The 23901-nt window shown below is 54.1% G+C and carries 26 protein-coding genes; 8 read left to right on the top strand and 18 right to left on the bottom strand.

From position 1 onward, the window contains the following. Window positions 1-21 precede the first annotated feature (21 nt). Entirely contained in the window at window positions 22-639 is a 618-nt protein-coding gene (locus AFK65_RS19410) for a trimeric intracellular cation channel family protein (RefSeq protein ID WP_032805042.1), read from the bottom strand. A gap of 171 nt (window positions 640-810) precedes the next feature. Further along, window positions 811-1674, bottom strand: coding sequence for a YicC/YloC family endoribonuclease (locus AFK65_RS19405; protein ID WP_007703345.1), 864 nt, complete (start codon window positions 1672-1674; stop codon window positions 811-813). Between the two features lie 125 nt (window positions 1675-1799). On the opposite strand from AFK65_RS19405, the gene rph reads away from it, so the two are divergent. Next, complete coding sequence (gene rph / locus AFK65_RS19400; protein WP_007703343.1) at window positions 1800-2516, top strand: ribonuclease PH; 717 nt, start codon at window positions 1800-1802, stop codon at window positions 2514-2516. A 64-nt stretch (window positions 2517-2580) separates the two neighbouring features. Next, a complete protein-coding gene (gene pyrE / locus AFK65_RS19395; RefSeq protein ID WP_007703341.1) occupies window positions 2581-3222 on the top strand; it encodes an orotate phosphoribosyltransferase in 642 nt (213 codons plus the stop codon). A 51-nt stretch (window positions 3223-3273) separates the two neighbouring features. On the opposite strand, the gene slmA is transcribed toward pyrE, so the two are convergent. From slmA to coaBC, 3 genes are all read right to left on the bottom strand, one after another. After that, complete coding sequence (slmA, locus tag AFK65_RS19390) at window positions 3274-3870, bottom strand: nucleoid occlusion factor SlmA (protein ID WP_007703339.1); 597 nt, start codon at window positions 3868-3870, stop codon at window positions 3274-3276. A gap of 125 nt (window positions 3871-3995) precedes the next feature. Further along, on the bottom strand, window positions 3996-4454 hold the full coding sequence (gene dut, locus AFK65_RS19385) for a dUTP diphosphatase (RefSeq protein WP_032805041.1): 459 nt from the start codon (window positions 4452-4454) through the stop codon (window positions 3996-3998). After that, complete coding sequence (gene coaBC, locus AFK65_RS19380; protein ID WP_038858598.1) at window positions 4432-5643, bottom strand: bifunctional phosphopantothenoylcysteine decarboxylase/phosphopantothenate--cysteine ligase CoaBC; 1212 nt, start codon at window positions 5641-5643, stop codon at window positions 4432-4434. The genes dut and coaBC overlap by 23 nt, the downstream gene beginning before the upstream one ends. Before the next feature lie 173 nt (window positions 5644-5816). Between coaBC and radC the strand changes: the two genes are divergently transcribed. From radC to mutM, 4 genes are all read left to right on the top strand, one after another. Continuing rightward, entirely contained in the window at window positions 5817-6479 is a 663-nt protein-coding gene (gene radC, locus AFK65_RS19375) for a RadC family protein (protein ID WP_007703334.1), read from the top strand. A gap of 214 nt (window positions 6480-6693) precedes the next feature. Next, the gene (gene rpmB / locus AFK65_RS19370) at window positions 6694-6930 is read left to right on the top strand and encodes a 50S ribosomal protein L28 (protein ID WP_004388471.1); all 237 of its coding nucleotides are present in this window, start codon (window positions 6694-6696) and stop codon (window positions 6928-6930) included. A gap of 20 nt (window positions 6931-6950) precedes the next feature. Beyond that, a complete protein-coding gene (gene rpmG, locus AFK65_RS19365; RefSeq protein ID WP_003024094.1) occupies window positions 6951-7118 on the top strand; it encodes a 50S ribosomal protein L33 in 168 nt (55 codons plus the stop codon). A 113-nt stretch (window positions 7119-7231) separates the two neighbouring features. Continuing rightward, window positions 7232-8041 carry a bifunctional DNA-formamidopyrimidine glycosylase/DNA-(apurinic or apyrimidinic site) lyase gene (mutM, locus tag AFK65_RS19360; protein WP_007703332.1) on the top strand — a complete coding sequence of 270 codons (810 nt, stop codon included), beginning with the start codon at window positions 7232-7234 and terminating at the stop codon, window positions 8039-8041. Here the strand turns inward: mutM and coaD are convergent, their stop codons facing one another. The 7 genes from coaD to rfaQ all read right to left on the bottom strand — a co-directional run bounded on the left by coaD (window position 8042) and on the right by rfaQ (window position 15144). Further along, on the bottom strand, window positions 8042-8521 hold the full coding sequence (coaD, locus tag AFK65_RS19355; protein WP_007703329.1) for a pantetheine-phosphate adenylyltransferase: 480 nt from the start codon (window positions 8519-8521) through the stop codon (window positions 8042-8044). A gap of 4 nt (window positions 8522-8525) precedes the next feature. Further along, a complete protein-coding gene (locus AFK65_RS19350; protein WP_007797552.1) occupies window positions 8526-9293 on the bottom strand; it encodes a glycosyltransferase family 2 protein in 768 nt (255 codons plus the stop codon). Continuing rightward, window positions 9293-10567, bottom strand: coding sequence for a lipid IV(A) 3-deoxy-D-manno-octulosonic acid transferase (gene waaA / locus AFK65_RS19345; RefSeq protein ID WP_007703306.1), 1275 nt, complete (start codon window positions 10565-10567; stop codon window positions 9293-9295). Before waaA ends, AFK65_RS19350 begins: the two co-directional genes overlap by 1 nt. Window positions 10568-10817: 250 nt before the next feature. Then, a complete protein-coding gene (locus AFK65_RS19340; protein WP_007703304.1) occupies window positions 10818-11810 on the bottom strand; it encodes a glycosyltransferase in 993 nt (330 codons plus the stop codon). A gap of 21 nt (window positions 11811-11831) precedes the next feature. Next, the gene (locus tag AFK65_RS19335; RefSeq protein WP_007703300.1) at window positions 11832-12929 is read right to left on the bottom strand and encodes a glycosyltransferase; all 1098 of its coding nucleotides are present in this window, start codon (window positions 12927-12929) and stop codon (window positions 11832-11834) included. A 2-nt stretch (window positions 12930-12931) separates the two neighbouring features. Next, window positions 12932-14065, bottom strand: coding sequence for a glycosyltransferase family 4 protein (locus AFK65_RS19330; RefSeq protein WP_007703298.1), 1134 nt, complete (start codon window positions 14063-14065; stop codon window positions 12932-12934). Further along, window positions 14062-15144, bottom strand: coding sequence for a putative lipopolysaccharide heptosyltransferase III (gene rfaQ, locus AFK65_RS19325; RefSeq protein ID WP_038858601.1), 1083 nt, complete (start codon window positions 15142-15144; stop codon window positions 14062-14064). Before rfaQ ends, AFK65_RS19330 begins: the two co-directional genes overlap by 4 nt. Before the next feature lie 140 nt (window positions 15145-15284). Between rfaQ and AFK65_RS19320 the strand changes: the two genes are divergently transcribed. Beyond that, window positions 15285-16247 (top strand): polysaccharide deacetylase family protein, encoded by a 963-nt coding sequence (locus AFK65_RS19320; RefSeq protein ID WP_007703292.1) that lies wholly within the window; start codon window positions 15285-15287, stop codon window positions 16245-16247. Between the two features lie 14 nt (window positions 16248-16261). On the opposite strand, the gene AFK65_RS19315 is transcribed toward AFK65_RS19320, so the two are convergent. From AFK65_RS19315 to rfaD, 6 genes are read right to left on the bottom strand one after another with little or no spacing between them, the layout of a single operon-like run. Continuing rightward, a complete protein-coding gene (locus AFK65_RS19315; RefSeq protein WP_007703289.1) occupies window positions 16262-17491 on the bottom strand; it encodes an O-antigen ligase family protein in 1230 nt (409 codons plus the stop codon). Beyond that, window positions 17479-18384 carry a glycosyltransferase family 2 protein gene (locus tag AFK65_RS19310; protein ID WP_007703286.1) on the bottom strand — a complete coding sequence of 302 codons (906 nt, stop codon included), beginning with the start codon at window positions 18382-18384 and terminating at the stop codon, window positions 17479-17481. The genes AFK65_RS19315 and AFK65_RS19310 overlap by 13 nt, the downstream gene beginning before the upstream one ends. Before the next feature lie 16 nt (window positions 18385-18400). Continuing rightward, window positions 18401-19495: a glycosyltransferase family 9 protein gene (locus tag AFK65_RS19305; protein ID WP_007703283.1), complete on the bottom strand. Its 1095-nt coding sequence runs from the start codon at window positions 19493-19495 to the stop codon at window positions 18401-18403. Then, window positions 19492-20481, bottom strand: a complete 990-nt coding sequence (gene rfaC / locus AFK65_RS19300; protein WP_007703281.1) for a lipopolysaccharide heptosyltransferase RfaC — start codon at window positions 20479-20481, stop codon at window positions 19492-19494. The genes AFK65_RS19305 and rfaC overlap by 4 nt, the downstream gene beginning before the upstream one ends. Before the next feature lie 3 nt (window positions 20482-20484). After that, window positions 20485-21531, bottom strand: coding sequence for an ADP-heptose--LPS heptosyltransferase RfaF (gene rfaF, locus AFK65_RS19295; RefSeq protein WP_007703279.1), 1047 nt, complete (start codon window positions 21529-21531; stop codon window positions 20485-20487). Between the two features lie 12 nt (window positions 21532-21543). Continuing rightward, entirely contained in the window at window positions 21544-22476 is a 933-nt protein-coding gene (rfaD, locus tag AFK65_RS19290) for an ADP-glyceromanno-heptose 6-epimerase (RefSeq protein ID WP_007703276.1), read from the bottom strand. A gap of 228 nt (window positions 22477-22704) precedes the next feature. Here rfaD and kbl point away from each other — a divergent pair, with 228 nt between their 5' ends. Beyond that, complete coding sequence (gene kbl / locus AFK65_RS19285) at window positions 22705-23901, top strand: glycine C-acetyltransferase (RefSeq protein ID WP_007703274.1); 1197 nt, start codon at window positions 22705-22707, stop codon at window positions 23899-23901.

Here is a 23901-nt window from a genome sequence, read left to right as displayed (position 1 = left end):
CGTAACGATACGTATAGCGCGTCAGTGCGTTCCGGCGCGGTAATGAAAAACCGGCAGCCCGAGCCGAAAGCGCAGCGCCAGCAGCCGCGCCGTAAAGCCGAACAGCAGGGTTGCTATCACCACAACATCGTGGCTTGAAACGTAGTGCTCCAGAGCGATATACAGCATCGCGGCGGCGAAAGAGATGCCTGCATAAAGCTCTTTTTGAAAGACGAGCGGGATGCGTTTACAGAACATGTCTCGTAATACGCCGCCAAAGACGCCCGTTACTACAGCGGCTATCGAGGCGATGATAGGACCTTCTCCCATATCCAGCGCGATTTGCGCGCCGATAATGGAGAAAACGACAAGCCCCAGCGCGTCGAGCACCAGGAAAAGACGCCGCAAATGAGGCATCACCGGGGCGACAAATGTCGTGATCACCGCAGCAGCGGCAACGATCACCACATACTCCGGGTGCTTGACCCAGCCCAGCGGGTAATGGCCCAGCAAGATGTCCCGGACGGAGCCGCCGCCAAGCGCGGTTGCCGTCGCGATAATAATGACGCCGAAAGTATCCATGCGGCGACGGCCGGCCGCCAGAGCGCCGGTCATCGCCTCTGCGGTAATGCCAATTAAATAAAGTACATGCAGTAACATCGTTCCCCCCAAACAGGTCGCAAAGGGTAACGATTCATGCATGATGCAACGATTGAGATTTTCTAAGGCGAGAGGGTTCGGATTATTTTTTTTAGGGCAAAAAAACAGGGCATGCATGATACGTGCGGGCTGGCTTTCATGAAAAAAGGCCCTGACGGGCCTTTTAAAAACTTATTCGATATTCTGGATCTGCTCGCGCATCTGCTCAATTAACACTTTGAGCTCAATAGCGGAATTGGTCACATCGGCGTTAATTGACTTAGACGCCAGCGTGTTCGATTCGCGGTTAAATTCCTGCATCATGAAGTCCAGACGACGGCCTACCGCCTCTTTTTTCTTCAGGATGTTATAGGTTTCTTTAACGTGCGCTTCCAGGCGGTCGAGCTCCTCAGCGACATCAATACGCTGCGCCATCATCACCAGTTCTTGCTCGAGGCGGTTATTCTCAAGCTGCACCTGCGCATCTTCGAGCTTTGACACCAGGCGCTCACGCTGCCACTGAAGAATTTCCGGCATATGCGCGCGTACTTTAGCGACTTCGGCGCTGACGCCTTCGAGGCGTTGTTCGATAAGCGCTTTCAGCGCCTGGCCCTCGGTTTCGCGCGCCACGATGAAATCGTCAAGCGCGCCGTCAAGTGCCGCCAGAATATCTGCAGCGATGGCATCAAGATCCTGCTCCTGAGCGGCCATTACGCCCGGCCAGCGCAGAATATCGACCGGGTTGATTTCGCCCTCGTCGCTTTGCATTTTTACCCAGTTAGCGGCGGAAACCAGCTGCTTTGCCAGTTTTTCGTTGAGGATCAGCTCGCCCTGCGCGCTGGCATCGGGCTCAAAACGCAGGCTACACTCGATTTTGCCGCGTGTCAGACGGGTACGGATGCGCTCGCGCACCACGGGTTCAAGGCTGCGGAACTGCTCCGGCAGACGGAAATAGGTTTCCAGGTAGCGCTGGTTTACTGAACGCAGCTCCCAGGTGGCGCTGCCCCAGTCACCCTTAATTTCTCGCCGGGCGTAGGCGGTCATACTGCGGATCATAGAAGTACCCGTTTTCTGATGTGAATGTGGGGATTATAGCTACCGCAGGTCGGACAGGATAGGAATAAGCGCTTTCAGCCCGTATAATGCGCAGCCACATTCGTTAACAAGCCGGAGATATGCCCATGCGTCCAGCAGGCCGTAGCGCATCAGAAGTGCGCCCAGTTACCCTGACCCGTCATTACACTAAACACGCAGAAGGCTCCGTGCTGGTTGAGTTTGGCGATACCAAAGTGCTTTGCACCGCTTCCATTGAAGAAGGCGTGCCGCGCTTCCTGAAAGGCCAGGGGCAAGGCTGGATCACAGCCGAATATGGCATGTTGCCGCGCGCGACCCATACCCGTAACGCCCGTGAAGCGGCAAAAGGCAAGCAGGGCGGCCGTACACTCGAAATTCAGCGTCTGATTGCCCGGGCGCTGCGCGCGGCGGTGGATCTTAAAGCGCTGGGCGAATTTACCATTACCCTCGACTGCGATGTGATTCAGGCCGACGGCGGTACCCGCACGGCGTCCATCACCGGCGCCTGCGTTGCGCTGGCTGATGCGCTGAACGCGCTGGTCGCGGCAGGCAAGCTGAAAACTAACCCAATGAAAGGAATGGTCGCGGCGGTATCCGTCGGTATCGTTAACGGCGAAGCGGTATGCGATCTGGAATATGTGGAAGATTCCGCCGCCGACACCGATATGAACGTCGTCATGACGGAAGACGGCCGCATGATTGAAGTGCAGGGCACGGCGGAAGGCGAGCCCTTCACCCATGAGGAGTTGCTCGACTTGCTGGCCCTGGCCCGTGGGGGAATCGAGTCGATCGTGGCGTCGCAGAAGGCGGCGTTAGCAAACTGATTTTTAAGGCGACTGAAGAGTCGCCTTTTTTACGCCTGCAAAATGCTATCTGAGGAGCAAAGCCATGAAACCGTATCAGCGCCAGTTTATTGAATTCGCCCTTAACAAACAGGTGCTTAAATTTGGTGAGTTCACGCTGAAATCCGGGCGCCAGAGCCCTTACTTCTTTAACGCCGGTTTGTTTAACACCGGTCGCGATCTGGCGTTGCTGGGCCGTTTTTATGCTGAGGCGCTGGTCGATTCCGGTATCGATTTCGATCTGCTGTTCGGCCCCGCTTATAAAGGCATTCCAATCGCCACCACCACGGCTGTCGCGTTATCAGAGCATCATGAACGCGACGTGCCGTACTGCTTTAACCGCAAAGAGGCTAAAAACCACGGCGAAGGCGGCAACCTGGTCGGCAGCCCGCTTCAGGGCCGCGTTATGCTGGTGGATGATGTGATTACCGCGGGTACCGCGATTCGTGAATCGATGGAGGTTATCCAGGCGAACGGCGCGACGCTTGCCGGCGTGATGATTGCGCTCGACAGGCAGGAGCGCGGACGCGGCGAGCTTTCCGCCATTCAGGAGGTGGAGCGCGATTACGGCTGTCAGGTGATTGCGATTATTACGCTTAACGAGCTTATCGCGTATCTTGCGGAGAAGCCGGAGATGGCCAACCATCTGGCCGCGGTAGAGGCGTATCGCCAGCAATACGGTATCTGACAGGAAAACAAAAGGCCGGATATCCGGCCTTTTTCTCTGACTGCATCGACGTTATTGCAGTTGCGCGGCCAGCAGTGGCCAGCGGGCTTCGAAATCCGCCGTCGGGCTGTAGCGGAATTCACTGCGCACAAAGCGCGACAACATCCCTTCACAAAACGCCAGCAGCTGGCTTGCCAGCAGCGCTTCATCAGTCGCGTAACCTTCGCCTTCGCGCATTTTCTTCTCGCGCAATACCTGGCGCAGCTGGGCTTCAATACGCTCAAACAGCTGGTTAATACGCCCCTGCAGACGATCCTGTTCAAACATCAGCGCATGGCCGGTGAGAATACGGGTCAGCCCCGGGTTACGCTCGCCGAAACCGAGGATGAGCTGCACAATCAGGCGCAGACGGTTAAGCGTCTCTTTTTCATCTTTCAGAATCAGATTAATGCGGGTAATCAGACTGTCTTCAATAAACTCAATCAGGCTGTCGAACATGCGGGTTTTGCTGGGGAAGTGGCGATAAAGCGCCGCTTCGGAAACGCCAACGGAGGCCGCCAGTTTTGCGGTCGTAATACGTTGGCTGCCATCGCTGGATTCAAGCATCTGCGCCAGAGACTGAAGTATTTCTTCGCGACGGTTCCTTTTCGCGGTTTGTTTTTCTGCCATGTTTCAAAATACCCCTGAAAAATAATCACTTGCCAGGCGAGCATCCACAAAGCGTCCGCAGGCTTTCGCCTGCGGCAATCGGTTCGCTTTATTTAACTTAAGGAATGCGCGGTTACGCGGGCGGCTTATTTACGCCCGGAGTGCCCGAAACCGCCGTCGCCGCGATCGGTGGCGGTAAAGTCTTCCACCAGATTAAATTCCGCCTGTACGACCGGCACAAATACCATCTGCGCGATGCGTTCGCCAGGTTCAATCGTGAAGCTCTGCTGGCCGCGGTTCCAGACGGAAACCATCAGCTGCCCCTGGTAGTCGGAATCGATAAGCCCGACCAGGTTACCCAGCACAACGCCATGTTTATGCCCAAGACCCGATCGCGGCAGAATAACAGCGGCAAGTGAAGGATCGGCAATATGAATAGCCAGACCGGTTGGCAGGAGCGTCGTCGCACCCGGCGCCAGTTCAACGGACTCGTCCAGGCAGGCGCGCAGATCGAGGCCTGCTGAGCCAGAGGTGGCATACGTCGGCAGCGGGAATTGCTCGCCCACGCGCGGGTCCAGAATCTTAACGTCGATTTTTTTCATCATAACGGGTAACAATCTCGTCCAGTAAACGTTGGCCAAGGAGCGCCTTCCGCTCAAGCGGTAAGACTTTATCTCCCTCCTGCCAGAAAAGATGCAAAGCGTTGGTATCGCTGTTAAAACCATGACCGGCTTGCGACACATCGTTCGCGCAAATCAGATCAAGGTTTTTGCGCAGGCGTTTTTGCCGCGCATATTCTTCCACATTATTTGTTTCGGCAGCAAACCCGACAACATAAGGGCGATTTTGCGAGAGCGCCGCGACGCCTGCGACAATATCGGGATTTTTCACCATTTTCAGCGTCAGTTCATCGCCCTGTTTTTTTATTTTTTCAGAAGAAATGGTCTCGGCCCGGTAGTCCGCGACGGCCGCGCAGCCTATGAAAATCTGCTGCTGCTGCGCGCGTTGCTGCACGGCGGCTTCCATCTCCAGCGCGCTCCCGACATCGATTCTCTCCACCCCTGGCGGCGTCGGCAGGGCGACCGGCCCCGCCACCAGCGTGACGCGCGCGCCGCGGGCGCTGGCCGCTGCTGCAATCGCGAATCCCATTTTGCCGGAGCTGTCGTTAGTGATGTAGCGCACCGGATCGAGTCGCTCACGGGTCGGGCCCGCGGTAATCATGATGTTGAGATGTTGCAGATCGTTGACAGGCGCGAAGTGGTTTGCGGCAAGCTCTACAATCTCTAGCGGATCGAGCATACGGCCGGGGCCCACATCGCCGCAGGCCTGGCTGCCGCTGTCTGGTCCCCAGATGCGCAGACCGCGCGAAGCGAGCAGCTCGATATTCTGCTGTGTCGCGATATTACGGTACATCTGTTGATTCATGGCCGGGACGACGGCGACAGGCGACGGCGTGGCGAGACAAATTGTCGTCACCAGATCGTTCGCCATGCCCGCGGCGACGCGCGCGATGAGATCGGCGGTGGCGGGCGCGAGAATCACTAAATCCGCCCATTTGCCGAGTTCAATATGACCCATTGCGGCTTCGGCGGCCGGGTCAAGCAGACTGTCTGACACCGGGTAGCCGGAAACGGCCTGCAGGCTCAGCGGCGTAATAAACGCTTTTGCTGCTTCGGTCATTGCGACGCGTACTTCCGCGCCGCGCTCGCGCAGACGGCGCACCAGCTCCGGCGTTTTATACGCCGCAATGCCGCCGCTGACGCCCAGAACGATTTTTTTACCGGCAAGGCCCATGGTCTTCTCTTCCTGTCACTTTCTGGAAAGCGGGCATTTTATCACAATCCCAAAACCTGCGCGGCGGTATGAAATTTAAACTTTGCGAGACGTCGCGCAGGGATGAAAAACCGCTGTCGCCAGCCTCTGGCCGCCCGCGGATAATGGCGTAGCGACAAAGGGCAGGGAAGACGATGGCGAAAATGAACAACGGGCCGCGGGAAAAGCTCATGCGCTATGGCGCGGCGGATTTAAGCGATGAAGAACTGCTGGCGATTTTCCTGCGCACTGGGACGCCGGGTATGGATGTCATGACGCTGGCAAAACGGCTGCTGGCGCACTTTGGTTCACTGTATGCGCTGCTGTCAGCGGATATCAGTCCCTTTCGGGACATCGGCGGCGTCGGCATGGCGAAATACGTGCAGCTCAGGGCCATCGGCGAACTGGCGCGGCGATACTATCGCTCGCGGCCCAACGAAGAAACAGCGTTGCTGAGCCCCACCATTACGCGCGAATTTCTGGAAAGCCAGCTTGCGGAGCAGGAGCGCGAAATGTTTCTGGTGATTTTTCTCGACAGCCAGAACCGTATCATCAGGCAAAATACGCTGTTCACCGGCACGCTCAGCCATGTGGAAGTGCATCCGCGCGAAATCGTTCGTGAGGCGGTGCGGCTCAACGCCGCCGCGATTATCCTTGCGCATAATCACCCTTCCGGGCACGCCGAGCCCAGCCGGGCGGATAAAATGGTGACCGAGCGCATCGTAAAATGTTGTCAGCTCGTGGACATTCGGGTGCTTGACCATCTGGTCATTGGGCGTGGAGAATACGTTTCTTTCGCCGAACGTGGGTGGATATAAGCCAGACGTGGCGATCCTTAGCGATCTTTATCTGTTCGGGACTTGAGCAGACGGCCCCGGCAGCGTATACTACGCCACCTTTGAGAATCTCGGGTTTGGCATGTGGGCCTGGCAATGCGAGTTCCATTGAACCGCCAGACTGGGCCATCAGGCCTGACGAGGCTGCCAATACCCTATACGAAGCTCGAGCTAATTTGATTTTTGGAGAATAGACATGTCCCGAGTCTGCCAAGTAACTGGCAAGCGTCCGGTGACCGGTAACAACCGTTCCCACGCACTGAACGCGACTAAACGCCGTTTTCTGCCGAACCTGCACTCTCACCGTTTCTGGGTTGAGAGCGAAAAGCGTTTCGTTACTCTGCGCGTATCTGCTAAAGGTATGCGTGTAATTGATAAAAAAGGCATTGATGTAGTTCTTTCTGAACTGCGTGCCCGTGGCGAAAAGTACTAAGTACTTAGAGGAAATAAATCATGGCTAAAGGTATTCGCGAGAAAATCAAGCTGGTTTCTTCTGCTGGTACTGGTCACTTCTATACCACCACGAAGAACAAACGTACTAAGCCGGAAAAACTGGAACTGAAGAAATTCGATCCAGTTGTCCGTCAGCACGTTCTCTACAAAGAAGCTAAAATCAAATAAGATTTTTGTCTGATTTGTACAAAAACCCCGCTTCGGCGGGGTTTTTTGTTTTCCGATCCGCCCTCATATCTTTTATTACCGCTCCCTGTTAATGAACTCACGCGAGAGACGCTATGCCTGAATTACCTGAGGTGGAAACCAGCCGTCGCGGGATTGAACCGCATCTGGTTGGCGAAACGATATTGCATGCTGTTGTACGTAACGGCCGCCTGCGCTGGCCGGTATCCGATGAAATCCATGCGTTAAGCGATAAACCCATTCTCAGCGTGCAGCGTCGCGCCAAATACCTGCTGCTGGAACTCCCTGACGGCTGGATAATCATCCACCTTGGTATGTCCGGCAGCCTGCGCATCCTCCCCGAGGAGCGGCCAGCCGAGAAGCACGATCATGTCGACCTGGTGATGAGCAATGGCAAAGTGCTGCGCTACACCGATCCGCGCCGTTTCGGCGCCTGGCTGTGGACGCGTGAACTCGAAGGCCACAATGTGCTGGCGCATCTGGGGCCGGAGCCGCTAAGCGACGCCTTTAACGGCGCGTACCTGCGTGATAAATGCGCGAAAAAGAAAGTCGCGATTAAACCCTGGCTGATGGATAACAAGCTGGTGGTGGGCGTCGGCAACATCTACGCCAGCGAGTCGCTGTTTGCCGCCGGGATCCATCCCGATCGGCTGGCCTCGTCGCTGTCGGAAAAAGAGTGCGAACTGCTGGCGCAGGCGATCAAAGCGGTGCTGTTACGATCGATTGAGCAGGGCGGCACTACGCTTCGCGATTTTCTGCAAAGCGACGGCAAACCGGGCTATTTTGCGCAACAGTTGCAGGTCTACGGGCGCGAAGGCGAACCTTGCCGGGTGTGCGGCACGCCGATTCTGGCGGGGAAACATGCCCAGCGCCGCACCTACTGGTGTCGACGCTGTCAGAAGTGATTAGCGCAGCTTTTCTAGCAGGGCCTGGTGAACGTGCGCAGGCAGGAAGTGGGAGACGTCGCCCTGATGGCGCGCCACTTCCTTCACCAGGCTTGATGAGATAAACGACCACTCTTTCGACGGCATCAGAAAAACGCTTTCAAGCGACGGCATCAGATGACGGTTCATATGCGCCAGCTGCATCTCATATTCGAAATCGCCCGCGGTACGCAGGCCGCGCACCAGAACGTTCGCCTGCTGTGACTGCGCGAAATTCGCCATCAGATCGCTAAAACCGGTCACGCTGACATTCGGCAGATGCGCCGCGGCTTGCTGCGCCAGCGCTACGCGTTCATCCAGCGAAAACATCGTCTTTTTATGCGGGCTGGCGGCGACCGCCAGGATCAGCTCGTCGAACATGCTGGCCGCACGGGTGATGATATCGAGATGACCGTTGGTGATTGGGTCGAAAGTACCAGGGTAAATCGCGCGAGTGGTCATAGCGTTACTTTTCCGTAAAGCCGCGGTTCAGCGCCCACAGCTCGGTATATTTATTGAAGGTGTACTGGGCGTTAACGACTGCCAGCAGCCAGCCCTGTCTGCCATCCAGCACGCCTGCGCGCAGGATAAGCGTCTTGCAGAACGCGGCCAGCGTACGCCCGAAAATGCCCGGCACCGATACCTTTTTACCTTGCTGATGACGCTCCTGCGCCCAGGCGGTGGCGTAGTTCAGCTGCTTGCGCTGGAAGCTGGCGAAATCACGGCAGGTCAGGTGCAGCAGATCGCCTGAAAGTGTCGCCACGCGCGCGCCTGGCGCGTCGAGCGATTCATGCACCTGATTATCATTATAGCGATAGCGCTCGCGCGCATAGAGGCGGGTGACGCGATCGGGATACCAGCCGCTGTGGCGCATGAAGCGGCCCAGAAAGAGATTGCGGCGGGCGATGCTGTACACCGTCTGCGGATCGGGGTTTTCAAGCGCCTGACGAATCGCCTGCGCCAGCTCCGGCGTCACGCGCTCGTCGGTATCGATCATCAATATGTAGTCGCCGCTGGCGTACTGCTGGGCACGCTGGCGCTGAACGCCGTAACCCTGCCAGTCGCTTTCGGTAAAGACTTTCGCACCGGCGGCGGTAGCGACCGCGACCGTGTCGTCGCTGCTGCCGGAATCCAGCACTACGATCTCATCGGCCCAGGCCACGGAGGCGAGGCAATCCGGCAGCAACGCCGCCGCGTTTTTGGCGATCATCACCACCGAGAGGCGCGCGCGCATCAGTGGCTCCGCTGCGGAAGGTAGGGCTGCAGCAGCTGCAACAGACGCTGTAGCGCGCCCTGATTCTGGTGCAGCACTTCCACCGCGTGACGGCCATACCAGAGACGATAGTCTTCGTCGGTCAAAAGCGTGGCGATCTCTTTCACCAGCGAATCGGCGCCGGTCACGGTGATGAGTCCGTCGGCTTCCTGCAATTTGGCGCAGATATCTTTGAAGTTAAAGGTATGCGGGCCCATCAGCACAGGGATGGCATGTGCGGCAGGCTCCAGTGGGTTGTGGCCGCCGCGCTCGACAAGGCTGCCGCCGACAAACGCGAGATCGGCAATGCCGTATAACAGCATCAGCTCGCCCATTGTGTCGCCAATCACCACCTGCGTGCTGCCGGACGGAATTTCGCCAGTGCTGCGCAGCGTAAAGCTAAACCCAGCTTTCTGTACTAAATCGCGCGCGTCTTTAAAGCGCTCCGGATGGCGCGGCACAAGAATCAGCAGCAGATCGGGAAAAGTTTCCAGCAGCTGGCGGTGCGCCTGCAGAATAATCGCTTCTTCGCCATCATGGGTGCTGGTGGCGATCCACACCTGACGGCGCGGCGCCCACTGGCGACGCAGCGTAATCGCGCGCGCGGCAAGCTCCGGCGTTACGGAGATATCGAATTTCAGGCTGCCGGTGACCGCCAGCTGGTTGCGCTTCAGACCCAGCGCGGTAAAGCGGCTGGCGTCTTCATCATTTTGCGCGGCGATCAGCGTAATTTTCGCGAGCAGGCGGCGCATAAACCCGCCAAGCTTTTGATAGCCTTTGGCGGAGCGTTCAGAGAGACGGGCGTTGGCGATAATCAGCGGAATTTTGCGCTGGTGCAGCGCGGCAATCATATTCGGCCACAGCTCGGTTTCCATGACGATCACCAGTTTCGGGCGCACGGTTTCCAGAAAACGGTTCATGGCGCAGGGCAGATCGTAAGGCAGATAAACGTGATGCACATCTTTGCCGAACGCCGACTGTACGCGCTCAGAGCCCGTCGGCGTCATCGTGGTGACGGTAATCGGCAGCGACGGATAGCGGTGGCGCAGCGCGCGCACCAGCGGGATAGCGGCCAGGGTTTCGCCCACTGACACCGAGTGCAGCAGGATACCGTCCGGCAATACTTTTCCCTGACAAAAGCCGTAGCGTTCCCCCCATCGTTTGCGATAGGCAGGGGCTTTACGGCTGCGGAGCAAAAGCCGCACCCAGACAAAAGGCTGTATCAGGTAGAGCAGAGCGGTATACAACGATTCCAAGCTAATATCCGTTATTTTCTGTATCGGCGGGCAAATTCTAAGCATTTCACCGGGGTAAAGCTATTGTTTTGGCGCCAACAGGAGAGTTTTGCCTGCCGGCAGTATACAGAGAAGCAGAGAGAGGAAGAAGCGGGCGGCGGCCACCGCCCGCGGCATCAGGAACTATCAGAAAAAACGCCAGGGTACAGGCGGTTTTATCGCATCCGGATACGGCGCCATTCGTTCCGAAAGCGCGCCTGTAAATGCATTTTTAGCCTGCGATTTTTTTCAGGCGGAAGTAACGACGGCCCAGGCGCCAGCGCAAACGCAGGTTACGCGCGTTTTTCCAGATAAGACCCCAGACGCCCTGGTCAAAAAATTCTTTAACAATCTGCTGCTTTTTAAGCGGATCTTGTATGTTGTTAAAGGTGTGCAGGATACCCAGGCCTTCTTTCGCAATTTGCCAGTGGCAGGCCGGGATATCCTTCACTTTGTCCGGGTAACGCTGATTGATAGCCTCCAGCATTTGCAGGATCTTCATATAATGACGCGCTGAACGGATCAGCGTGTCGTCATTGTCAGGCTTATGGGATACGGACGCGGAGTGGATGTAGTAATCATAAAACTGTTCGTCAGTATACTGGACGCGATCCGCTGCCAGCAGGACTTCAGTCGTCCATGGGATATCCTGATGGCGTAATCCAGGTTCAAAACGAAACCCATGTTCTTTTATGAAGGCGTGGCGATAAAGATTTAACCATGTGACATGGAGAAACTTACGCGAATCCAGGGCTCGCTTGAGCCATGCCGCGCCCTGCATAACATCGGTGGATTGCAGCTTATCTAAAGGAAAAATCGGCCGTGTCGGTTTTTTATCATTCTCCCACACGTAATTGCCGTTGCAGGTTACGACATCAAGATCGTTCTTTAACGCCAGATCCAGTAGGCGTTGATACATGCCCGGACGAAAGAAATCATCGATATCCGGGAAAGAGAGATATTGTCCTGATGCCGCGGCCAGCCCGGTATTACGCGCCACCGAAACGCCCTGATTTTCCTGTTCAAGCACTATCATGGTCGGAAAATGGCGACGCCACTCTTCAACAATACTCATCGAACCGTCGGTAGAGCCATCGTTAACAATGATCACTTCCAGATCGGTAATTTTTTGGGCCGCAAGGCATTCAAAAAATTGGTTCAGAAACGCCTCGCCGTTATAAACGGCAGCCACCACGCTTAGTAGCGGAGAAGAATGTTGTTGCATAGACCAACCTGAATCATTTCATTACCGGGAGGCAAGCGCCAGATACTGCCTGCAAATAGCGTCGACACCATAAGAGACAATCGTATCGCGGTCAACTACAGGCGGATTATGGTAAATTTCAGCTAACGTCTGCGCCAGAGAGTCAGCATCCATCCCGGACAGCCCGCGAGCCAGATCGCCGGTCATAATCTCTTTCGGACCTCCGGGACAGTTTGTACTTACAACCGGAGTGCCGCAGATAATGGCCTCAACCAGCACATTTCCGAAGCCTTCGCAGTCGGAGCTCAGGGCGAGTAGCCGCGCGTTGCGAATCCAGGGATAAGGATTCGCGGCAAAAGGTTTAAAGATCACACGTTCGGCGATATTTAGCTTCTCAGCCAACGACGCAAGCGATGCGATTTTTTCATCTGATCCATTCCCCATCAGTACCAGCGAGGCATCTTTGATACCGCTTTGAGCAAAAGCGTGCAGCAGGCGATCGTGGCGTTTATGGTGATGAAAACGGCCAACATGAATCAGATAAGGTTGCCCTTCCATTTCGCAGGGCGCCGCAGCCTGTTGCTGGATAGCCTCAATATCAAAAGGATTATGGATAACCTGGCTATGGCGAAGGCTAATGCCGACATTATCAGTCAGGTCATGCAAAACCGCTTGTGAAACTGCCACCACGTTGCTGTTTTGATAGATGCGACGAATCTTTGTCCTTTTCAGCCAACGCGCGAACCCTTTTCGATGCATAAGGTATGAAAACGAAAACATGCCATGTATGCAAAACCAGAGCTTAGCCGGGTCTATGACCTTACTGTGCGCCACTATGCGGTCAGTTTTGTGCAGGTGAGAAAGAATAAGATCGAACTTACCCCCGCGCTCTGCCTGCCTGATGGCGCCATCGAGAAGCCGGGCGCGACGCGATAATTCAGTCAGCTTACGCCATGGTTTTTTGCAGGTATCTAATACGACCTGATAATCAACGCCTTCCGGGATGGTGTAGTCACATACGCGGCGTAATGAGAACACCGAGACATGATGCCCCATCTCCGTCATGCCTCTCGCAAGCGTTAAAACCGTCTTTTCGGCGCCACCCCCTGGCAGGCCGTCAATAATCATCAGGATTCGCATCATCATTCCAGTAAGTTTTGATACAACGACAACAATTGCTGTGAAAGCCTGGCGGGTGTATTTTCTGACACCCTTTCTCTCGCTGTATCGCCCATCTGTTGGTTTTCAAGCCTTGATGGGATGGCCATGACGTAATCTCTTAGCCGTCGAAAGTCCAGAGCATCGCCAATGAATCCCGTTTTTTCTGTTGTTATAAATTCTGAGCCACCACAGCCTGGCGTCGTGATGACGGGTAAGCCACACGCCATTGCTTCAAGAATAACATTTGGGAATGGATCATACAGCGTGGGTAACAGCAAACCATCTGCGGTCTGATACCACGGCAACGTCTCTTTTTGTAATCCAACAAAGCGTACACGCGAAGCGCAGCCTAATTGTGCGGCTAAGTCGCGATACTCTTTTTCAGCTTTGTCCTGGCCTACCACGATTAAATAACGGTCGGTTTGCGCAATTGCATGCAGCGCCGGGGCCAGGCCTTTACGCTCAAATCCGGATCCGACAAAGATAAGCGTGACGGCACTCTGTGGTATGTCTAAACGCGTCCTGAGTACCTGCCTTTGCGCTTCATTCGCAGGAAAAAAGCGTTTTGTATCAATAGCATTATAAATGACATGAATTTTACTTTCTGAGACGCCGAAATCCTCCATGATCTCATGCTTAACCATTTCGGCATTACATATGACGGCCTTTAGCTCAGAAGCTTCATACATGGATTTTTCCGCCTGCATAACATAGCGATGATAACGATCGTTCATCAATAACGTTCTGCGCCAGGCCGGTAAAATGCGTGACCGTTGCAAAAGCCAGCGTCGGTGGACGCCATCCCCGGCCCGATAGATATCACAGCCAGGGATACGCTCATGGCTCTGCACGAGATCAAACCGCTCTTTGATCCATAGCTTACGCGCTTCCTCCGCGAAGCCGCGCTCGCGGCTAATGCGGCCCCACTTGCGCGGGTTACAGATATGGATATGCCATTCCGGTTGGGTTTCACCTTGCCATTCACGAGTAATGACATTGAGTTCAAGGTTGGGAGCGTTATCGCTTAATGCCGTCAATGCTCGCGACACAAAGCGCTCCGCGCCGCCATCGGGACGGTATTTCTGGCGCACAATGGCCAGCCGGAAGGGTTTCATGACAAATGCTTCCTCGCTGCGGCCACCACGGCATCCACCGGGATAGCGTTGAGATAACGTTCACTGGTACTGGTATCAATGCTGTCCGGATCGGGGAGGGGGGCATAATCTCCAGCCCAGATAACTTCGCCGACAACCTGCCATGGTCGCCAGAAGACAAGTTTGGATGGACCAAAAAGCGCCACACAGGGCGTTTTCAGCGCGGCGGCCATGTGCATCGGTACTGAATCGACGCCGATAAAAAGCGCCGCGTGATCAATAAGCGAAGCAAGCTGGCGAAGGGTGAGCGCGCCTGCCAGAGATACCACGCGTTCAGTGGGGCACTCAGCCAGTATACGTTCAATCATCGCTTTCTCTTTTTTATCAGGGCCGGAAGTGAGCACGATAGTGTGGCCTTCACGTTGCAGCGCAGCGATGGTTTGCGCCATTTTGCTTTCATCCCAGCATTTATAAAACCAGCGGGAGGTCGGCTGGATAACGATATAGGAATCGGTGACAGCGCAGGCTTCAAGCTTACTGCGGGCAGTCTGCCAGTCTTCGGGCTGGTAACTCATCGTTACTACCGGTACGGGGGCAACCTTAAGCGGCGCCAGAACAGACAAATTCTGTTCAACCGTATGCATGGCTTTATGCCCCTCGACGGAAGCGAGCTCAGTATGACAATAGCGCCATAACGCGTTCTTACGTTTGTTAAATGCAAAACCGATACGTGCCGGGGCGCCGGTAAAACGGGTGAGGAGCGCGCTGCGCCATTGATCGGCGAGATTAATGACGAGATCGTAATGACGGTCACGCAGTGCCTTAAGAAGCTGCCACTCTTTTTGTAAGTGCTGACGCGCGCCGAGCTGCTTCCATTTGCGATCTATACCGTAGATATGATGAATAAACGGATTTGCCGCCAGCATGTCCCTGGTCTCCTCATAAAGCAGCACGTCGATTTGCGCTTGCGGCCAGCGTTGATGTAAGGAGTTGATAACCGGGGTCGTCAGCAGCATATCGCCGTGATGGCGCAGCTTAATGATAAGAATACGAGGATCAGGATTAGCGGTAAGTGAAGTCAGGGCGTTATTCATCATGATTTTCGTTAGTTCAGACTATTATCAATTCTAATAGACCTGCTGTTACCTTGCACTCACTCTCTTTCTGCGGCCGTACCCTCGTTTGCCCTTAATGAAGAGGCTGCGTAACATAGCGCTATGTCGTTCACTTCGGGGCCGTTATGTCCAAACCTGCATTCATCATTACCATTGATACAGAAGGCGATAACCTCTGGCAAAATCATCGTCAGATAAAAACTGAAAATGCCCGTTATTTGTCTCGTTTTCAGGCACTTTGCGAGCGCTTTTCATTTAAACCGGTCTGGTTGACTAACTATGAGATGGCTATTGAGCCGGTTTATATCGACTTTGCACGAGACGTTATCGCCCGAGGACAAGGTGAAGTGGGCATGCATCTCCATGCCTGGAACAGCCCGCCCGAACATGACTTAACCGGCGATGACTGGCGCTGGCAGCCTTATCTGATTGAATTTCCTGATAACATCATGCGTGAAAAAGTCGTTTTTATGACCGATCTGCTGGAGCAAACTTTTCAGACTAAAATGCGTAGCCATCGCGCCGGACGGTGGGCATTTGACAGTCGTTATGCCCAGTTACTGATTGAGTTGGGTTATGAAAGCGATTGTTCCGTGACGCCGCGGGTAAACTGGCGTAACGCCAAAGGCGCGCCTGATGGTCAGGGGGGTACCGATTACCAGCATTTTCCCGATCGGGCCTATTTTATCGATCCAGAATATATTGCCCGTCCGGGGAACAGCACGCTGCTGGAGGTCCCGATGAGCATCCAGTATAAACATCCGGCCTGGCTGAACTCGCTTAAGCAACGTTACGATAGCTTACGCGGAAAATACCGTAGTCCGTCAGTTAACTGGCTGCGGCCTGCGGGAGGGAATGCGCAACAGATGATTCAGGTCGCGCAGAAATGCCTCGCGCAGGGATGCGATTACGTAGAATTTATGCTGCATTCATCGGAGTTTATGCCAGGCGGTAGCCCCACCTTTAAAGATGAGGCCGCTATTGAAGGGCTGTATCAAGATCTGGAAACGTTATTCGCCTGGCTTGCTCCGCGTACCCAGGGGATGACGCTGACAGAATACTATCACTACAAGAAAAACGCCGGATAACCGGCGTTGTTAACTCAGCCCAGGGTGTTCGGTTTAACAGAGGCCTGGCGTTCGACTAAAAGCGTACTGACGCCAAAGAGAGTAATGAAGAAAGTCACGGCTTCAGCGCTAATTAATAACACATCTGTAAAGCCATACATCACGAGCATGATAGTCGCGAAAAGCAAAACGGTATTATTATTTCGCGCAGCATGTGTTATGAGAGAGATATAGAAGAAAAGTAATACAATGGCGCCTGCTATACCCTGCAAAGAAAATGTATCAATCGTTTCGTTGTGCATATGCACGTTGATGTAAGTCATCGCTGATGCATAGAGCGGATTGTGTTCAACATAATGCTGAGAAACAACCTGACGCTGTTCCATAGACTGCCCCAAAGGCGCCGTTATACCATTATGTATGCCAACCGCCCACATAGAGAATCTGGCGCCCAATGAGGTCTTGTCATTACCCTTCTGATAAAGCGTCACCTCGTTAAGAGTCTGATTAATTTTAGGCGAAATAAATGGCTTATAAGCCAGAGCCACTATTCCAGCCAGCAATGCAAGCATCACGACTGTCGATTTAATATGGATTTTTTTGAAGTGATTGAGTGTCATCAGGATAATAAAAATAAGATAGAGCCCAATAACAGAACGGGTGCCCGTCGCCAGGATTAATGCATAAGTCAGCAGAATCATTGCTGCTGCGATAATATAAGCACTCTTGTTCTTAAGGCTATATAATGACCAGATGAAAGTTAATGAGATAGCAGAGTAGATGTAGGCGGAAATTGTCGCACGGTTGATACCCATCTCAACGCGGCCCATGCCCTGATAGTGCTGCCAAAAACCATAAGCGGTGGCCAGCAAAACGCTTGCGCCGGTGGCCAGCAATACCCCTTTTTTAGCCATCGCTACTGAGAGATAGCGCCTGAACTGTTCAAGATAAAAGACAAGAATACTGCCAAGAATAATCTTTTTCCCCGCGCTCAGGTGATCGCTATAAAAATTGATACCTTCATGGTGAAGTTCAAAAATCAGATACCAGATGACCTTCGCCACACCGATTAGCAGCAAAGGATAAGCGATTGAAAAACGACGCAGGTTAATATTTCTATGGTCAAGTAACAAACCAATAATACTAAGATAGGTTGCGATATAAAAAAATTCTCGTTGGCGCCCTGAATTAAGCAGTACGAGTAATAGAGAACCTAATGTCAATAAGAAGGTTAATGCATATACTCTGCGTTTTACTTTATCCATAATGATTTAATAGCCTTCTTTTTATAACTGAAACGAATGTCGGGGGAGAACAGGAATCCAGCAGACCGGGTTTTTACCACTCTGCGATAGACTTCTGCATACTGCGAAGCATTCAGACGGTGGCGAAATTTGAGATAGATATCCAGCCAGTGGCAATAAACAAGCCATCTGAATTTATCTGGAAATAACCTTTCCATCTCCCTGGTGCAGTTCACCAGATTAGTTGTTTTTTCATCGTCTGGCGTGCTGGATAAGCTGCCCTGCCTTTTAACATAATAGTAATGGCCCTGACTTTGAAAAAAAAGTTTACTGGAGCACATCAGGAGTTTCGGGAAGATTGCAAAATCTTCATAGCATGTCATGGCAGGTATGGGGGCCTGATTATAAAGATCCTTGCTGATGAACTGGCCTATCAGATGTGCCTGGAAATCTTTGTGAATCAGGAAACGCCTGATGGCTTCTTCCCTTGAAAGCGCTTGTGGGTGGAGGCCATCCCATTCTGGACTCATTTTTTTTAAATCGCGTATTTCAATTAACCGTGTTATTAACATGTCGGGGCGCTGGTTTTTTAAAAACTCAATATATCTATCGAGACATCCAGGCTTTAGCAAATCATCGCTATCCAGCATTGTGATATACTGGCCTTTGGCAATACTGATCGCTTTATTTCTGACTTTGCCGACATTATTGAAAGCAACCTCAACACTTTGATAATGAGACCACGTTTCGCTGTAATTGTTAATGATGTCTTGTGTATTATCATCTGACGCGTCATTGATTATTATTACTTCATAATCATGTGCGCCACTTAACGCTGAAATTAAACTGTCCAGCGTTTTTGCCAGTGTTTCACCGCAATTGTGGCCGGCAATAATAATGCTTAAAAAAGGCATTGAATACTCCATTGCATTAACCCGCAACTGACGAATTTTGAGATGACTGGCAGCTACTGATAAAATTATAAATAGCCTCAAGGTCCTTTTCACTTACCGCAAAAAGCTCTTCCCGATCTTTATTAAAATAATATCGGGTTTCAAAAACATATGAGCAAATATTAGCGTCATCACCCACTAAAAGCGTTTTTCCAAGAGGACGCTGTTCGTAATGACAGCAAGGGCCGAAAAGCAGTACAACGGGCACACCTACCGCATCGGCAATATACACATTGCCGGAATCCGAGGCGATATAGGCATCCATCCTGGATAATGCCCAGGGAACATCTTCCAGGTTAAGCTTGCCTATCATATTAATCATATTGGGCATTTCACCTGTCTCTCTTAATAAGTCATCGAGCCAGGGTTGTTCATTACTGGAGCCAAAAACGTAATAGGTGCAAGGTAAATCGGAAAGATGCGTAAATATACGTTTCCAGATAGCCGGTGGTACTGTTTTTGCCTTATTTCCCGCTGAGATACTCAGGCCTATCTTCAGACTTTTGCCTTCGTTAAAGAGAGGCGGGTAGTGAGAAGGACAATAAAGAGGATGCGTCGCGTGCTTGGGGGCGTCTTTCCAGTCGAGGGAACGGTCGGCAAGCTTCAGGTAATTGGTCACTGATAACGTCGTTTTAGTATGTTTAACAACACCTGTCGCCGCCGCATAAAAGAGACGATGGTACCAGCGGCGCGTATAAATACTCAAAAACTGTTTATTGGGAGCGTTGCAGATCGCGGCAAAAAAGAGGTTGGTGCTGTTAGGGTGTAAGAGATAAACGTTGTCATAGCGGTTCATCAAAATAAAAGCAAAGCGCAGCTTTGCCCACAGGCTGCGCTTATTCGGTTCAATTAAATAAAAACGCTCAATAGTGTCATCATGGCTGGCCAGCGGCGCTACAGCGCGGCTAATCAGCATGTCGCTCTTACCCAGATAAGCCAGTAACGGCGTCGCATTCACGAAATCGCCGATTTTCGCCGTCTGGATGACGAGGTTGCGCCCTGTCGGCTTTCGGAACAGCTTGCCGATCAGTTTTGCAGGCAAAAAAATGACAAAAAGAAGTATATAACTCATCTTTCCGAATCCACGGCATTTATAAGCGCATGTTCGTTTAAGCGGTTTAATACGTTGCTGGCTGTGATATTTTTCATCTCTTTCGTATCGCTGATGATTTGAAACTGGTTTTCACCATACCCGCCAATCAATCCGGGGTCCGTAGGGCCGAAAAGGGTAATGTTAGGGCGGGCCAGCGCAGCGGTAAGGTGACTTAATCCCGTATCAACAGAGACAACCGCACGAGCTCCTGCGAGCTCTGACGCCACCTGATCAAGTGTTAGCTTCGGTAAAACCTCGACATAAGAAAAACCGGCAGCCAGACGTTCGGCGCGCTGGCGCTCATGTTCTGCACCCCACGGCAGTTTAATATGTAATCCGGTTGGCTGCATTAATTCAATCAGCTCGCGCCAGTGCGCTTCCGGCCAGTGTTTTTCATCGCGCGTGGTGGCATGCAGGAACACGACATAACGCCCGGCGTCGTCCGCAGGCTGGCGTAAAAAGTGCTGCGCGATGGCGTAATCGCCCTGCGCGGCGGGCTTTGCATAACCCAGGCTTTTCGCGAACAGCTCGCGGGTGCGCTCCACGGCGTGCTGCGCTTTCGCAATATGGTGACGGCGGTTATAGAAGAGACTGGCAAGCGGTTCGCGCGCCGTCTGCCAGTCCATACCATGCTTAACGCCACGCGCCAGGCGCGTCACCAGGGCCGCGCTTTTGACAAGCCCCTGCGCGTCGATCACCGCATCATAATTCACCGCACGCAGCGCGTCGCGAAAGGCGCGGCGCTCGGCTTTAACCGGCGCGGAAAACCACGCCTTACGCCAGCGGCGAATCGCCACCGGCAATACACGCTCAACCGCCGGATGCCATGACGGGATCTGCGCGAAGCCTTCCTCCACCACCCAGTCGAATCGAATATCCGGCATCGCCTGCATGGCGTCGGTTAACGCGGGCAGCGTATGAAGCACGTCGCCCATCGAGGAGGTTTTCACAACAAGCACCCGCATCCGTCAGGCTTCCTCGTTCAGCAGCAGTTCGTTGAGCGTCTCCAGTACGCGCGCGGGCGTAATGTCGATGAGACTCTGGTGGTAGCCTTCGGCGGCGTCGCCTTTGCGTACTTTATGGTAGCCGGTGATAAGGCGGATCACTTTCGCCTTATGCGACAGCGGCGGCGTGAAATCCGGGCTGCTCGGGCCGTACAGCGCCACCAGCGGGCGATCGAGCGCGGCGGCCACATGCATCAGGCCGGAATCATTGGTCACTACGGCCTTACAGGCGGCAATCAGCACCACGGCTTGCTCAAGCTGGGTTTCGCCCGCGAGATTACGGCACCACGCCTGCTGCTCAACGCTCAGCGCCGCGAGGATTTCATTGCCCGCTTCGTGATCTTTCGCCGAGCCGAACAGCGCCACCTGATAACCTTCGTCAATCAGCTGTTTTGCCAGTTCTGCGTAGTGATAATGCGGCCAGCGTTTCGCCGGGCCGAACTCGGCGCCGGGACAGAACCCGATGACCGGACGCTCGGCGGAAAGCGCGAACTGCGCGCAGGTCTGGCTTTTTTCCGCGTCCGTGACCAGCAGTTGCGGCCAGAGTAAGGGCTGCGGCAGATCTTTCGCCGACTGCATCACGCCCTTATCGTAGGCCAGCGCGACATAACGCTCGACCATCAGCGGCCACGCCTGTTTATCCAGCGTGCGAATATCATTCAGCAGGCCGTAGCGCATCTCGCCGCGCCAGCCGGTGCGGTGCGGGATACCCGCAAAAAACGGCACCAGCGCCGATTTAAATGAGTTTGGCAGCACATATGCGCGATCGTAACGACGCTCACGGAGGCTGTGACCCAGACGGCGGCGCTCGCCAATGCCCAGCGCGCCGTGGCCGAGGGGCATGGGGATCGCCTCGTTCACCTCCGGCATACGCGACAGCAGCGGACGGCACCACGCGGGCGCCATCACGTCAATCACCGCCTGCGGATAACGGGCCCGGAGCGTGCGATAGAGACTTTGCGACATCATCATGTCGCCCACCCATGACGGGCCGATCACCAGTATTTTCATGCATCAGCCTGCTTATGCGTCGCGGCTCAGCCAGGCCATGTACTCTGCGACCCCTTCGGCAACGGTTTTAAACGGCTTGTCGTAGCCCGCCGCGCGCAGGTTAGTGAGATCGGCCTGGGTGAACGCCTGATAGCGGCCTTTGAGTTTTTCCGGGAACGGGATGTACTCGATGCTGCCTTTTTTATGGAAGGCCAGCGCGGCATCCGCCACGGCCTGGAACGACTCCGCACGACCGGTGCCGCAGTTGAAAATGCCGGATACGCCGTTCTGCCAGAACCACAGGTTCACCGCGGCCACGTCGCCCACGTAGATGAAGTCGCGCTTGAAGTTATCGCTGCCTTCAAACAGTTTCGGGCTTTCGCCGTTGTTCAGCTGGGTGTTGAGGTGGAACGCCACGCTCGCCATGCTGCCTTTGTGGCCTTCGCGCGGGCCATAAACGTTGAAGTAACGGAAGCCGGTGATCTGCGAGTTTGCTTCCGGCAGGATCTGGCGGACATATTCGTCGAACAGGAATTTCGAGTAGCCGTACACGTTCAGCGGCTTCTCATATTCGCGTGATTCGATGAAGTCAGAGGTGCGGCCGCCGTAGGTAGCGGCGGAAGAGGCGTACAGGAACGGGATTTCACGCTCCAGGCAGTAGTGCAGCAGCTCTTTGGAGTACTGATAGTTGTTGTCCATCATGTACTTGCCGTCCCACTCGGTGGTAGAGGAGCAGGCGCCTTCGTGGAACACGGCTTCAACCTCGCCGAACTCCTCGCCGGACATGATCTGCACCTGGAAATCTTCTTTATCCATGTAATCGGCGATATTGAGATCCACCAGGTTGACGAACTTGGTGCCGTCTTTCAGGTTGTCCACCACCAGGATGTCGGTATAGCCGATGTCGTTCAGAGCCTTAACAATGTTGCTGCCGATAAAACCCGCGCCGCCGGTAACGATAATCATAAGCCTGTCCTTCAGAATGTGAGCCGGGAAAAATCTCCGGCGTGAATAGTATCAATCATACCATCACATTGGTTGCCCTACAGCCATTGGCCGTTTCAGCCGCAGCAACTTTGCCCGTCTCGCGTGATTTATGCTGCAAAACAAAGAATCGGTGCTTCGTCATCTCGTCTCTGTCCATAGCTTTGGGTAATAATATGTGCCGAACTGGCTCATGTCTGGAGAAATGCAATGCGAGGGGATTTTTACCAACAGCTTTCCGCCGATTTAGAAACGGCGCGCGCCGAAGGCTTGTTTAAGGAAGAACGAATCATCACCTCCGCCCAGCAGGCGGATATCCAGGTGGCAGACGGCAGCCACGTCATTAACTTTTGCGCCAACAACTATCTTGGTCTGGCGAACCACCCTGAGCTTATCGCCGCGGCGAAGCAGGGCATGGACACTCACGGCTTCGGCATGGCGTCGGTGCGCTTTATCTGCGGCACCCAGGACAGCCACAAGCTGCTGGAAAACAAACTGGCCGCGTTCCTCGGCATGGAAGACGCCATTCTTTACTCTTCCTGCTTTGACGCTAACGGCGGGCTGTTTGAGACGCTGCTCGGCGCGGAAGACGCGATTATCTCCGATGCGCTGAACCACGCCTCCATCATTGACGGCGTGCGCCTGTGCAAAGCAAAGCGTTTCCGTTACGCCAATAACGATATGCAGGAGCTGGAAGCGCGCCTGAAAGAAGCCCGTGAAGCGGGCGCGCGCCATATTCTTATCGCGACTGACGGCGTGTTCTCGATGGACGGCGTGATTGCCAACCTGAAGGGCGTGTGCGATCTGGCGGATAAATATGACGCGCTGGTGATGGTGGATGACTCTCACGCGGTTGGTTTTGTCGGCGAGAACGGGCGCGGTTCGCACGAATATTGTGACGTGATGGGCCGCGTGGACATTATCACCGGCACGCTGGGCAAAGCGCTTGGCGGCGCGTCGGGCGGCTATACCGCGGCGCGTAAAGAGGTCGTCGAATGGCTGCGTCAGCGTTCGCGTCCGTATCTCTTCTCAAATTCGCTGGCGCCGGCGATTGTCGCGGCCTCCATTAAAGTGCTGGAGATGGTGGAGTCCGGGGCTGAGCTGCGCGCGCGTCTGTGGTCCAACGCGCGTCTGTTCCGCGAGAAGATGACGGCGGCAGGCTTTACGCTGGCGGGCGCCGATCACGCCATTATCCCGGTGATGCTGGGCGATGCGGTTGTCGCGCAGGCATTCGCCCGCGAGCTGCAAAAAGAGGGCATTTACGTTACCGGCTTCTTCTATCCGGTGGTGCCAAAAGGCCAGGCGCGTATTCGCACCCAGATGTCGGCGGCGCATACTCCTGAACAAATTGAACGTGCGGTCGATGCGTTTACCCGCATCGGTAAACAGTTAGGCGTGATTGCCTGA

The sequence above is a fragment of the Cronobacter universalis NCTC 9529 genome (genome assembly GCF_001277175.1).
Classification (GTDB): domain Bacteria; phylum Pseudomonadota; class Gammaproteobacteria; order Enterobacterales; family Enterobacteriaceae; genus Cronobacter; species Cronobacter universalis.
Note: the sequence above shows the minus strand (reverse complement) of the source record. Positions and strands in the feature narration are given on the sequence as shown.